The following is a 12,277-nucleotide window of genomic DNA, read 5'->3' on the forward strand; positions in this document are numbered from 1 at the left end:
GAAAAAATTGTACAGAACCATGGATGAAACGAAGCCGCTTGTCCGTTTAATCCGGCGAGAAAGGTAACGACGCTGACGCAGGACTTCCAAGAGGGCATTCTGACGCTTCTGCCGCGGCTGCGGCGGTTCGCCGTCGGGCTCGCCCGCGATCCTGCCGATGCGGACGACCTGTGTCAGATGACGATCGAGCGCGCGTTGCGCAGTCGCGGACAGTGGCTGCCGGGCTCGCGCCTCGATAGCTGGATGTATCGGATCATGCGCAATCTCTGGATCGATGAGGCAAGGGCGAAGACGCGGCGAGGCAAGACCTTCGTCGACGAGGAGCACGGCCTGGCAATCGGCGCGAGTGGCGCGCAGGAGGCAGCGGTAGAATTGAACGACGTCGATCGCGCCTTGGCGCAGTTACCGGACGAGCAGCGTGAAGCCGTGCTGCTGGTGATGGTCGAGGGCTATTCCTACAAGGAGGCCGCCGAGATCATCGGTTGTCCGGTGGGAACCTTGAACTCACGGCTGGTTCGCGGACGCGACGCCTTGCTCGGTCTGCTCGGAGAGGCCGCATGACGATTTCCCCCCGAATTGCTGGCAGCCTATGCCGACGGCGAACTCGACGCCGAAACCGCACGTACCGTCGAAAGCGAAATCGCCGGCGATCCACGACTTCAGGCCGATCTCGTCGCACACCGCGCGCTGCGAACCCGGCTCGCGGCGCATTTTGCGCCGATCACCGAACAAGCCGTACCGGAACGACTGAGACAGGCGGTTTTCTCGGAGGACAATGGGGCCGATATCATCGATTTCGCGACTCAGGCACGCGAACGCCGCGAACGAGCCACGCCCGTGCGTTGGGCGCGCATCGCGGGGCCGGCGCTCGCAGCATCGCTGGTCATCGCCTTGATCGGCATCGGCACGCGGCCAGCCGACACGTCCTATGCGCATGGCGATCTTGCCCAGGCGCTCGACAGCCAGCTCGTCGCGACTCAGAAGGGCGATGCCCCGGTTCGCATCCTGCTGAGTTTTCAGGACAAGCAAGGACACTATTGCCGCGGTTTCACGGGAGAAGCCCGCTCGGGGATCGCTTGCCGGAACGATGACGGCTGGCGTCTGCTGAAAACCTTCGACAGCACCAAAGGCGACCGCACCGAGTACCGCCAGGCGGGTAGCGCGGAGATCATGACGACGGTCCAGGACATGGCGGCCGGCGAGGCGCTCGATGCAGAGCAAGAAGCGCGAGCGGCTCAACTGGGATGGCGGCCGCGACAGGATCGTTGAATCGACCACATGGTTTTTGTCGGGGAACAGATCTTCAAATGGGATCGAACTCCGATCGCTCATGAACGGCTGGCCGCCTTCAAACGCCGCAATCAAGCGCGCTGATATCTGCTATGTCGGCGTCAGGGATTGAGCCGGGGCAGTCGGCCGAGATGGTGACATTCGCCGTAGCGGCTCATGCCTTGGCGGTGGCTTCGGCGAGGGCTGCGGCGAGATCGCCGATCTGGCCGAGCGAAGCGTTCAAGGTAATCGAGATCCGCAGCCGCGCAGTGCCGTTGGGCACGGTCGGCGGGCGGATGCCGCGCACGTCGAAGCCGGCCGCCTGCAGCGCGCCGGCAAGCTGCATCGTGCGCTCGTCGGACCCGATGATCAGCGGGATGATCTGCGAGCCGGCGATCTGGGCGCCGAGCAGGCCAAGCAAGGTCTCGGCATGACGCACACGCTGCCACAGCGCCTCGCGCAGTTCGGGGCGCGTGCGCACGATCTCGAGCGAAGCGCGCACAACGGCAGCCATCAGCGGCGAGGGCGCGGTCGAGAAGATGAAGCCGCGGCCGCGGTTGACGAGGAAGTCCTTCACCACCGCGGGGCCGCAGACCAGCGCGCCTTCGCAGCCCAGCGCCTTGCCGCAGGTGCGCAAGGTGATGACGTTCTCGCGGCCGGATATGGTGTCGGCCAGTCCGCGACCGTTAATGCCGAAAACGCCTGTCGCGTGCGCTTCGTCGATCAGCAGCACGGCGTCATGACGGTCGGCGATCGTGGTGAGCGCGTCCAGCGGCGCGCGGTCGCCGTCCATCGAATAGAGGCTCTCGACCGCCAACCAGACCCGGCCGGTGCCGCCATCTGCGCGGTAGCGGCGGATGGCGAGCTCGAAGGCATCGGGATCGTTGTGGCGGACCGAGACGGTCTCTGCCCGGCCGAGCTTCATGCCCTCGTGCGCGCTGGCATGGACCAGCTCGTCGTGGACGATCAGGTCGCCGCGCTGCGGCAAGGTGGAGAACAGCGCCGAATTGGCGGCGTAGCCGGTGGCGAACCACAGCGCGCTCTCGCTGCCGAAGAAGGTCGCAGCCTCAGCCTCCAGCGCTTCGTGCTCGTCGCAGTTGCCGCGCAGCAGCCGCGAGCCGCCCGAGCCGACGGGCACGCCGCGATCGAGCGCTGCCCGCGCGGCATCGACCAGCAGGCCCGAACGGCCGAGCCCGAGATAGTCGTTCGATGCGAAGTCGATCCCGGTCTCGGGGATCAGCCGGCGCTGGCGCGACTGCGCCGCCAGCCGTGCCAGGTCCTCCGCCTGCGCGGAGAAGACCGGCGGCAGACCGATCGCAATTGCATCGGTTTGGTTCACGCCATGTGGCCTCCGCAATTGGCATGAACGACCTGCCCGGTGATCACCGAAGCCCGGCACGAAGCGAGGAACAGAAACACTTCCGCTATTTCCCTTGGCTCGGCCAACCGGCCGAGCGGAAGGTTGGCCGTGACCGCGGCCACTGCGCCGGTCGTATCGCTGGCCATCAGTTCGACGACTGATTCCGTCATTGTCGGTCCGGCCGAGACGGCGTTCACGCGAATGTCCGGCGCGACTTCGGCGGCGAGCGCCCGAGTGAATGCCTCAACGCCAGCCTTGCTGGCACTGTAAGCCGCAAGCCCAGGGGTTGGGAAACGGGCTGCCGTCGAGGACATGTTGACGATGGCCCCGCCGGCTTCGCGCAGCGCGGGTATCGCCGCGCGGCACATCGCGAAGGTTCCGTGCAGATTGCTATCGATCGTGGCGCGAAAATCAGTGTCGCTGGTCTGTTCCACACGCGCGGTCGGATACCAACCGGCTACGTTGGCCAGCACGTCCAGACGGCCAAAGGCGGAGAGTGCGGCGGCCACGGCGCTCTCGGCCGTCCTGGCGTCGGCCGCATCGCCCGACACGACGATGGGCACATGGCCCGTCTTGCCGGCGATATCCGCGGAAACCGCATCGAGCCGAGCCCGATCGCGCGCTACCAGCACCAGATTGGCGCCCTGCCCCGCGAACAGCTCGGCGATGGCCAGGCCTATTCCGCGCGAGCCGCCGGTCACGATGGCGGCCAGCCCAGCGAGATCGCCGCTCAACCGAGCGTGCCCTTGTTCGCCGAGCGGTTGTCGATAACCAGACGAAGCGTCCGCATGCCCTTGCTGCCGCAGACTTCGGCGTAGACGATCGTCTCTCCCCTCAGCCGGCCGATGGCCTGATCACCGATCTGATAGAGGTGATGACCGTGGTACGCATAGACCCAGCCGCCGCCCGCCAGAGCCTCGATGGCGACCAGAGCCGTCACCGCCCGGCGAACGCGCGGCCTTGCCAGCCAACGGCCCAGGCGCTGGTAGACCGTATCGAACTCGGCGCCTTCCGGCACGCGCACGACACCCCAGAACATGCCCCAGCGGCGCACGACGGCCATCAGGTGCGCGAGAAGCAGCGCCGCGAGGATGCAGCAGGCCACGGCTCAGCATTCCGGCACGAGATCGAGGACACTCCGGTCGTCGGGCTGGAAGTCCAGCGAGGCACGGCCTTGAGCATCGGCCGTGAGCCGTTCGCCAGTCTGAACCACACGGTACCCGCGCCCCGGCACCAGTCGCGCAAAGCCCAGCCGCGTGCGGACAGGCTTGTTCCCCCCGCGCAGGACCAGGCTCAACGCGGCACCGTCGCTGACGGCGCGGGTCACGATCACCTCGGGATAAGTGGCCTCGTCGAGCAGCGGACCGTTGCGCCAGGCTTCGGGCAGGCCCTTGGTGACCATATCGCGGACGGTGTTGCGGCGGGTCCAGGTCAGCATGTCGGCCATGCCCGCGCCATACATCGCGTCGATCGATTGCCGTGTTGCCGCGACGATCTCGTCGTCACCCATCTCCAGCGCGGCCCAGAGGACCATCGTCAGCGGGTTGAGCTCAGGCCATTGTTCGAACGAGAAGTTGGCAGGCTTGCGTGTATCCCAACCGAGGGGCAGCAGCTTGAACTCGAGCGATCCATCGGGCTTGCGCTTGATGAAGTCCTGCTTGAGCACCTGCCACAGGCGCTCGGCCTGCTCGGGCGCATGCGGCGTGAGAAACCGGATGCCCCAGGTCTCGCCGAACAGGCCCGACAGACTGGGCACTTCAAAGCCGAACGGCGTGGACGTGCAGACCTTGATGCGGCCGTCGGCCATCATCATTTCATCGGTCATGGTCTGTTCGAAGCGGCCGCCGATCCTGTCGACCATGTCCGTGCCGTGCCGCGCGTCGTGGAGCGCGAGCGAGGTATGCCCCACGAGATTGCACATCGAATAGATCCAGCGGGGTTCGCAGGGGAACCAGCCGAAGTCGTACCGCTCGTAGTTCTTGACCACCTCGTCCAGCATGGTCGCATGGCTATAGGGAAACGCCGTCTTCTCGTCCCAACGGAAGGTCAGCGATCCGGGCGCGGAGAAAGGCGAGGTTCCGCTGGCCGTCTCGAACAGCCCAAGCGACACGCCGAGAAAGCCCGAGAGCATGATATTGTCGATCGTGACCGGGTTCTTCTCAATCCGGAAATTGCCCCAGAGGCTCTCCCAGTACCAATAGTTCCAGGTCTTGCGGTCGATATGCTTGCGGATCAGGTTTTCCTGCGCGCGGTTCAGATAGCCATGGAAAGCGGGAAGCTGGGTGTACTGGCCGAAAGCCAGGTTCCACGACATCGTGCAGATCTGGTATCGTAGCGCGCCATCCTGCCAGGTATCGTTGGTTGCAAAGCCCTTCCATTCCTCGACCGGCTGCAAGGCCAGGTCCAGCATTCGGCGAAACTCGCGGATCTGCCCTTCGGGCATCTCGGGCGATGCCTCGACCGGCGCTTCGCGCAGGATCGGCTGGGTGCGCGCCAGAAGTTCATTGAGCTCGGTGCCGCGCGCCCGCTGGGCCGCAAAACGGCCGCGCCGCCGCAGGGCCAAGTAGCCGTGAACCGCGAGGACAGCCACAGGGATGGCATATTCCATCGCCACGATCCCCTCGCGCCCCTCGATCCAGGCGGCAGAGAGCAGCGCGGTTCCGACAAGCACCCCCGGCGGTCCGAGAATGACCCCCCGCGCCCACCAGATGAACATGATCACGGCGAAAGCGACCAGCGACAGCAGCGCGCCGATCGCGCCCACTAGGCCGCCAGTATAGAGGAACCCGCCGCCCGGGACGAGCAAGCCCAGTCCGAACGCCTTCCACTGCGCGCTCATGCCCAGCGCGACCGGAGCGACGCCGAGCAGGAACAGTGCGGCCATGCCGATGTAGAAGCGCCGCAGGCGATAGGCCGTCAGCGGGCCGTGCGGGCGATCACGCGCGGGGATCGGCGGGATCCGATCGACCAGGCGATCGGACGGCGATGTCGCGAGACCGACTCCGGGAGTCTCGACGAATTGGGTTGCCATTCGTAGCTCTCCTGTCCCCAAGCTGCGACTCTTGCGAGACACAATCAACGGTATATTGTCTTACGATATCATCGAACACAGAAAAATGCCCCGGCCACGCGGCCGGGGCAGTCGGGAGAACTCAGTAGCGCCAGCTGAGCTGGACGCCGTATGTGCGCGGCATGCCGGTGAAGCGGGAGATCGACGCAAGATTGTCCTGGATGTTGGTCCAGTAGAACGCGTTGGTGGCATTGCGCAGATATCCGCCGATCCGCAGCTTGCCGTCGTTCAGCCTGACACCGGCGCGAAGGTCGAGGATGGCATATTCCTTGATGATGAAGCGCGCGTCGCGGCTCACGAAAGCCGTGTTGGTGTTCGCCAGCGCGGTCGTCGTCTGGCTGTTGTAGGTCACCGAAGCGCCGAGGTAGGCCTTCGCGCTGCTGCCGATACCCCATTCGTATTCGGCATCGCCGATTGCCGTGAGATCGGGGGCATAGGGGAACTTCTGGCCGCTGAAATTGCGCAGGACGCCGAGAGCGTCGTAGCCCTGGAACTCCTTGATCTTGGTGTTGATATAGGTCCCGCCGGCGCTGATCGTCAGACCGTCCATCGGCCGGACGTTGATCTGGGCCTCGAAGCCGTAGACCCGGCTCTTGGGGATCTGGACGAGACCGTCGAGCGTACCGAACACCGGATCGGGCTTGCGGCCGCGGAGCTGCTTGTCGGTGTAGTCGTAGTAGAAGCCGGCGGCCGCGATCTCGACGGCACGATTGGCGAAGCGTGCCTTGATACCAACTTCGTAGGCCGTGACCGATTCCTGCTTGACCGGCGTATAGCCGGTGTAGCTGGCGACCGACGCGGTGGGGAAGCTGCCCGACTTGTAGCCGCGGCTGACCCGGGCATAGAGCAGAATGTCGTTGTTGGTCTTGTAGTTGACGCCGACGTTCCAGGCGACGTTGTCCTCGTTGAGCTTGTCGAAGTCGGCCGGGTTGAAGATGACCGGGAAATTCGGGGTAAAGGTCAGGCAGCCGCCCGGCTGCACGTTGGTGCCGAACAAGGCGTTCCACCAGATCGCGGTGCCTCCGCCGAAATCGTTGGTGCAGCCTTCGAAGCTGCGCTTGCTCTTGGTGTAGCGCGCACCGCCGAGCAGCGTTACGTTCGGGCTCAGCTCGAACTCGACATTGCCGAAGGCGGCATAGGTCGTGACGTTTTGCCGCGAATAGTTGAAGGTCAGTTCGCCCTTGGGCGCGCCCGGGATCGAGAACAGCGGGTCGGAAGACGGACCCTGGCTGAAGTTGTAGAACAGGCGATCGAAGGTCCTTGCCCGGTCGTAGTTTCCGCCGACGATGATGTTGAGCTTGTCGAGCTTGGCCGCGAGCCGAAGTTCCTGCGAGAAATCCTTGATGAAGCCGGTTGTGTTGGTGTCGACCGAGAACAGCGTCGTACCGTCGAAGTCCTGCACCGAATCCGTCTTGTAGTCCGAATAGGCGGTGATCGAGGTCAGCGTGACCTGGTCGCTGAGGTCGAGGTCGGCGCGGGCGCTGACCTGCCAGAACTTGTCGTCGCGCTGCGGCCGGCGACCGAAGATGCCGTAACCCCAATCGGCGGCGCGGGCGTTGTTCGGCGCGCGCGGATAGGCCTTGAAGGCGAGCGCCGCGGGACTGCCGCAGGTACCGGCGGTCGACAGGCGGCAGGTGTCATCCACGATCTGCGCAGCCTGGGTGTCGCCCTTGTCGATCCAGCCGTTGGCGTTGAGCAGCAGGCGGAAGTTGCTGCCGGGATCGAACTGGAGCTGGAAGCGGCCCTGGAGCTGGCGCGTTCGGCCGAGCTTGTCGTTGCGGGTATAGCTGTACTGCCATTCGTCGCCATGGACGCCGCGTACCGCGAGGCGCGCCTTGATGGAATCGCCGATCGGGCCGCTGATGAAGGCCTGGCCGTCGACGACGTTGAACCGGCCGTAGCTGAGATCGGCTCCCGCATCGAAATGGTCGGTGGGCTTGTTGGCGATATAGTTGATCGCGCCGCCGGTCGTGTTCTGGCCGAACAGAGTCCCCTGCGGCCCCTTCAGCACTTCGACGCGCTGGATGTCAAAGGCGACCCCTCGGGTCGTCGCGCTGAACGGCAGCGCGACTTCGTCGGTGTATACCGCCACGGTAGGAGCGGCAGACAGCGTCGTTTCGTAGAAGCCGATGCCGCGCAGCGTGTAGACCGGCGTGTTGAAGGGCGAAGGCTGGACCGTAAGACCCGGGACGATCTTGCCGAGGTCGGTCGGCGAATTGATGCCACGGTTCAGCAGCGCCTCGCCCGTTTGGGCGGTGATCGAAAGGCCGACGTCGTTGATGCTTTGCTCGCGCTTGTTCGCGGTGACGACAATTTCATCAGGAGCGCTCGACGCTTCTGCAGGAGCTGACACCTGGGCCTGAGCAGGAACGGCAATGGCCAACGCCAACACCGAAACCGCAGACATGGCAACACGACGTTCCGACGCTTTCATTGCACCCTCCACTTTCCCTCATGCGAGCGGACTGCATCCGTCTCGTTAGCCGGCAACTGCCACAGCCAATTAAGTCTGTCAATATCGTTCGACGATTTCGTGTGATGGTACTGCCCGATAATTTGGTTCGCGGCATGGACGCGCCGCAGGAATGGGGTTAGAAATACCCAATATATCCAAAGCGGCGTGAGAGATGGCGGGCAGACCAAGAAAAGGCACAGAATTGCGGGGGGATACTGCAACGGGCGACGAAGCGGCGGAGAGCAGCATCGGCAGCGCGGCCGACAAAGTGGCCGACGCGATAATTCGCGGAATCCGGTCCGGGGCATTCGTGCCCGGTCAACACCTCGTCGAGCCGGACCTCACGCGGCGCCTGGGAATCAGCCGCGGCTCGCTGCGCGAAGCACTCAAGCACCTGGCCGCCGCGGGCATCGTCACGCTCAACCGTTTCCGCGGCGCCTATATCGCCTCGCTCGACCGCAAGTCGGTGCTGGACCTGCTCGAGGTGCTGGAACCTCTGGCGCGACTCGCAGCCCGGCTCGCGGCAGAACACTGCGACACCGACGAGAAGCGCGAGATGATGCTTGCGGCGGCCAACGCCACTGACGAGGCCAACCGCAGTCACAACCGCGGCCAGTATCTCGAATGCCGGCGCATCTTCTATTCTACGCTCGTGAAGATCGGCGGTAATGGCGAGCTCGAGCGGGCGATGCCCCTCACCCGCACCGACCTGTTCCGCGCGCAGGTCGAAGCCATCCAGTCGGAGAAGCAGCGCAACCGGCACGCCTCCGGCTACAACAAGATCGCCAAAGCCGTCGTGGAAGGGAATGCCTCTGCCGCCGACCGGGCCGTGCAGCGGCATTTCGACGGAACCCGAGAGACGATAGAGGAACTGCCCGCAGACGCGTTCCCCAACTTCAGCTCCTAAACCGGACAACACCAACCTCTGAAAAGACGCGCGTGCTTCCCGCAAGGACGCGTGCCGATGCGCGCCGTTCGCGAGCGCCACGCTGTCGCAAAATCAAGATGTCGGTAAAAATGACTGGACGAAATCGTAGGACGGTTTTAGCAGTTTGTCCGGGATAGAGAGGCATCGGAAGGGCCTGAGGATGATTCGCGTTTCGGCCCTGTATCCAAACGGCGAAGGCAGTCGTTTCGACGCGCGATACTATGTCGAGCGGCACGAACCCTTCGCCGCCGGAATGCTGAAGCCCTTCGGCCTCCTCGAGATCAGGACCGCGATCGGGCAGTCTGCGCTCGACGGAGCCCCGCCCCCATTCTGGGCGATTTCGGAGATGGTCTTCACCACCCGGGACCATTTCGAAACCGCGATGGACCGCTGCGGCGAGCGCCTGTTCGCCGACATTCCCAACTACACCGACGTCGTGCCCGTGCTGCAGTTCAGCGAGCTCGGCGCCGACACCCAGTCTTGAGAGGAGCCTGACAATGGATGCCATTCTGCCGAGCACGTCGATGCGTCATATGCGCAATGCCATGGAAGACATCGGCATGATCACGGCGCTCGACGAACTGCTCAACCACCAGATCGTCGATACCTTCGCCTCCGTTTCGACGTCCGAGCAGAGCTGGACCGAAAAGATCTGGACCGCGATGGTCCGCAAGGACGGCACGCTGGGGATCGATTTCGGGCTCGGCCGCTACCACAACCGCGGCGTGCTCGATGGTTGGGCCGCCGTGTCGCGCGGCAGCGAGCAGTGGACCGTGCGCGCCAACCGCGAGCTGCGCGATGACCCGCTGATCACCCAGGTCGGCCCGCTCACCTACGAGATCATCGAACCGCTCCAGAAGGTCCGTTTCGCGCTGGCGAAGAACGACATTCAGCCGATTGCCTATGACGTGACTTTCACGGCCGAGATGCCGCCGTTCTTCGAGGATCGCCACAAGCAGCGCGAGCGCGACGGTTTCCGCATCGGTTCCGACGTCATCCGCTACCACCAGATCGGTGTTCCTTCGGGCTGGGTCGAGATCGAGGGCGAGCGGATAGAGATCCGCCCCGAGGAGTGGACCGAATATCGCGATCATTCCTGGGGCACCCGGCTCGACGTGGGCGCGCACAATGCGGACGTCCGCCCGACCTCCGACTTCGGCGACGTCAAATTCGGCGAAGGTGAATACGTGCTCGTCTGGAGCCCGTTCATGCTGACTTCGCCGAGCGGCGAGAAGGTCGCGTACCACTTCTATTTCCAGTCCAAGCAAGGCCGGATCTTCTATTCGTCGGGCTATCGCAACAATCCCGACGGGACGCAGGAGAAAGTCGCGCGCGTCCGCCCCGAGCTGCGCTACGACGACTATACCCGGCGCCTGCTCGGCGGCCGGGTCCACTTCGACATGCTCCAGGGCGGAACGCATACCGTCGAGGTCGAGGTCATGGGCACCTCGGGCGTTCATTTGGGACCGGGACTCTATCTGGGGTTTGACGGACGCAAGCACGGTTCCTGGCATGGGGCCCTGACGACGGAGGGCGAATACTTTCCCAACACGCTCGACCGCGCGACGCTGCAGCGTATCCGCCAACTGCGCGACTGCCCGATCAGCGTGACCGAGGGCGAATGGACAGGTTACGGCATCATGGAATCCATCATTCACGGCGAGCACCCCGAACTGGAGCTCACTGCCGCGAACACGTTGGTCTGAGGCCATGGCACGTGACACCGAACGCCTCGCCGCAGGCCTGAGGGGATTGGCTTCCCCGCGGAAGCGGGATCACCGGCATCACCACGCTTTCGGCCGGCCACTCGAACGAGACCTATCTCGTCGAGGGGCTGGACGAGGTGCTGCGTATGCCGCCCTCGGAAGAAGGCTTGCTGCCGCCTTACGACATGGTCCGCCAACACCAGGTCCTCTCGGCCGTGGCGGCATCCGCACCGCAGGTGCCGTTACCGCCGATGCTGGAACTGTGTGACGATCCCGCAGTGCTGGGCGACCCCTTCTTTCTGATGGGCAAGGTCTCGGGCGAAGCGTTTGAATATGCCGTGCCCGAGTGGCTCGCGGCCGATCCTACAGACGGTGCGGAGCATGTCTGCCGGCAATGGTTCGACGCCATCATCGGCCTGCACGTGATGCCCGTGGCGGCCATGCCCGAGGGCGGGCGAACCGTGCAGGAGGAAGCGCAGCACTGGCTCGACGTCGCGCGCGGCGCCGAGTCCATGCCGGCGCTGATCGCGGTGCTCGAGGATCTGGCCAAGCGGCCGCCCCGGACATCGGGCCCGGCGACGCCGGTCCACGGCGACCCCAAGCATGGCAATTGTCTGTGGGACAGAGGCCGGCTGACCGCGCTGCTCGACTGGGAAATGGCCCAGATCTCCGAGCCGCTCCTCGATCTCGGTTATATTCTGATGTTCCACGACCAGGGCGAGGCCTCGCTGGCCGATGCGGGCTTCGACCTCCCCGGCTGGTGGTCGCCCGAGCGGATGATCACGGAATGGGAGAAGGGCACCGGTCGCACAGCGGTCGACGCCCATCGCTACGCGGTACTCGGCCAGGCCAAGGTCTCGGCGATCATCTCGGTCGGCGCGCACCTGTTCAACAGCGGGCGCATTGCCGATCCGCGCTTTCAAGCCTTCGGCGCAGTATTGCCCGCCTACGTCGGATTGCTCGAACGCCGCGCCATGACGGCCGGCTGAGCAACGAGCCCGTTCCATTTCTCTCCTTATGGAACGGGCTCGACAGTCCAAGGCAAAAAGGCCCGCCCCTTCCGGGACGGGCCTTTTTCTCGTCGCCAAGCGGTAGGGGGTTCAGGCCGCGGCTTCGAGTTCCACCAGGCTGTCGGCATATTCGACGAGCCCGGCGGCAGAGAGCGAAACGATCGTACCCGCAGCCTCGCTGAGTATCTCGGTCTTCCGGCCCAGCACGTCGATCGCGCCGATCACCTCGCCGGGTTCGACTAGGTCTCCCAGGCTCCTCGCAGGTTCGAACAGCCCAAGATGCGGTGCCTTGGCGCCGGTCAGGCGCTCTGGCGCTTCATCTTCGATAAGTGGCGCGATGGCGAGCATGGGATTGTCCGCACCGTCGAGCTTGGCCATGAACACCGCCCAGTCGCCCGCCCTGACGTACATGTCCTTGAGACGGGAGCGCTCGAACTGCAGCAGCAGCGCACGAATCTCCTGGATGTCGGAATACATGG

At 64.6% G+C, this 12,277-nt stretch carries 12 protein-coding genes; 6 read left to right on the forward strand and 6 right to left on the reverse strand.

All coding sequences use genetic code 11. The annotated features are described in order from the left end of the window. Positions 1 to 72: 72 nt before the first annotated feature. Together KRR38_RS17790 and KRR38_RS17795 are read left to right on the forward strand one after the other, a co-directional pair. Positions 73 to 561 (forward strand): RNA polymerase sigma factor, encoded by a 489-nt coding sequence (locus KRR38_RS17790; protein ID WP_217407318.1) that lies wholly within the window; start codon positions 73 to 75, stop codon positions 559 to 561. Positions 562 to 576: 15 nt separating this feature from the next. After that, positions 577 to 1,269, forward strand: a complete 693-nt coding sequence (locus KRR38_RS17795; protein WP_217404079.1) for an anti-sigma factor — start codon at positions 577 to 579, stop codon at positions 1,267 to 1,269. A 175-nt stretch (positions 1,270 to 1,444) separates the two neighbouring features. Here KRR38_RS17795 and KRR38_RS17800 read toward each other — a convergent pair whose 3' ends face one another. The 5 genes from KRR38_RS17800 to KRR38_RS17820 all read right to left on the reverse strand — a co-directional run bounded on the left by KRR38_RS17800 (position 1,445) and on the right by KRR38_RS17820 (position 8,133). Further along, on the reverse strand, positions 1,445 to 2,608 hold the full coding sequence (locus KRR38_RS17800) for an 8-amino-7-oxononanoate synthase (protein WP_309141074.1): 1,164 nt from the start codon (positions 2,606 to 2,608) through the stop codon (positions 1,445 to 1,447). Next, positions 2,605 to 3,363 (reverse strand): SDR family NAD(P)-dependent oxidoreductase, encoded by a 759-nt coding sequence (locus tag KRR38_RS17805; protein ID WP_217404081.1) that lies wholly within the window; start codon positions 3,361 to 3,363, stop codon positions 2,605 to 2,607. The genes KRR38_RS17800 and KRR38_RS17805 overlap by 4 nt, the downstream gene beginning before the upstream one ends. After that, positions 3,360 to 3,734 (reverse strand): hypothetical protein, encoded by a 375-nt coding sequence (locus KRR38_RS17810; RefSeq protein ID WP_217404083.1) that lies wholly within the window; start codon positions 3,732 to 3,734, stop codon positions 3,360 to 3,362. Before KRR38_RS17810 ends, KRR38_RS17805 begins: the two co-directional genes overlap by 4 nt. 3 nt (positions 3,735 to 3,737) lie before the next feature. Further along, entirely contained in the window at positions 3,738 to 5,660 is a 1,923-nt protein-coding gene (locus KRR38_RS17815; protein WP_217404085.1) for a hypothetical protein, read from the reverse strand. A gap of 121 nt (positions 5,661 to 5,781) precedes the next feature. Then, positions 5,782 to 8,133: a TonB-dependent receptor gene (locus KRR38_RS17820; protein WP_217404087.1), complete on the reverse strand. Its 2,352-nt coding sequence runs from the start codon at positions 8,131 to 8,133 to the stop codon at positions 5,782 to 5,784. A gap of 193 nt (positions 8,134 to 8,326) precedes the next feature. Between KRR38_RS17820 and KRR38_RS17825 the strand changes: the two genes are divergently transcribed. From KRR38_RS17825 to KRR38_RS17840, 4 genes are all read left to right on the forward strand, one after another. Continuing rightward, the gene (locus tag KRR38_RS17825; RefSeq protein WP_217404089.1) at positions 8,327 to 9,061 is read left to right on the forward strand and encodes a GntR family transcriptional regulator; all 735 of its coding nucleotides are present in this window, start codon (positions 8,327 to 8,329) and stop codon (positions 9,059 to 9,061) included. Positions 9,062 to 9,242: 181 nt separating this feature from the next. Continuing rightward, positions 9,243 to 9,566 (forward strand): EthD family reductase, encoded by a 324-nt coding sequence (locus KRR38_RS17830; RefSeq protein ID WP_217404091.1) that lies wholly within the window; start codon positions 9,243 to 9,245, stop codon positions 9,564 to 9,566. Between the two features lie 13 nt (positions 9,567 to 9,579). Further along, a complete protein-coding gene (locus KRR38_RS17835) occupies positions 9,580 to 10,788 on the forward strand; it encodes a hypothetical protein (protein WP_217404093.1) in 1,209 nt (402 codons plus the stop codon). A gap of 77 nt (positions 10,789 to 10,865) precedes the next feature. After that, positions 10,866 to 11,777, forward strand: a complete 912-nt coding sequence (locus KRR38_RS17840) for a phosphotransferase family protein (RefSeq protein WP_309141197.1) — start codon at positions 10,866 to 10,868, stop codon at positions 11,775 to 11,777. A 111-nt stretch (positions 11,778 to 11,888) separates the two neighbouring features. Here the strand turns inward: KRR38_RS17840 and KRR38_RS17845 are convergent, their stop codons facing one another. Further along, on the reverse strand, positions 11,889 to 12,275 hold the full coding sequence (locus KRR38_RS17845) for a hypothetical protein (RefSeq protein ID WP_217404095.1): 387 nt from the start codon (positions 12,273 to 12,275) through the stop codon (positions 11,889 to 11,891). Between the last annotated feature and the right edge of the window lie 2 nt (positions 12,276 to 12,277).

It is taken from the genome of Novosphingobium sp. G106 (assembly GCF_019075875.1).
Lineage (GTDB): Bacteria > Pseudomonadota > Alphaproteobacteria > Sphingomonadales > Sphingomonadaceae > Novosphingobium.

Coding starts and splice junctions, on each gene's coding strand:
- KRR38_RS17815 (WP_217404085.1), bottom strand. CDS start 5,660: ATGGCAACCCAATTCGTCGAGACTCCCGGAGTCGGTCTCGCGACATCG.
- KRR38_RS17820 (WP_217404087.1), bottom strand. CDS start 8,133: ATGAAAGCGTCGGAACGTCGTGTTGCCATGTCTGCGGTTTCGGTGTTG.
- KRR38_RS17825 (WP_217404089.1), top strand. CDS start 8,327: ATGGCGGGCAGACCAAGAAAAGGCACAGAATTGCGGGGGGATACTGCA.
- KRR38_RS17830 (WP_217404091.1), top strand. CDS start 9,243: ATGATTCGCGTTTCGGCCCTGTATCCAAACGGCGAAGGCAGTCGTTTC.
- KRR38_RS17835 (WP_217404093.1), top strand. CDS start 9,580: ATGGATGCCATTCTGCCGAGCACGTCGATGCGTCATATGCGCAATGCC.
- KRR38_RS17845 (WP_217404095.1), bottom strand. CDS start 12,275: ATGTATTCCGACATCCAGGAGATTCGTGCGCTGCTGCTGCAGTTCGAG.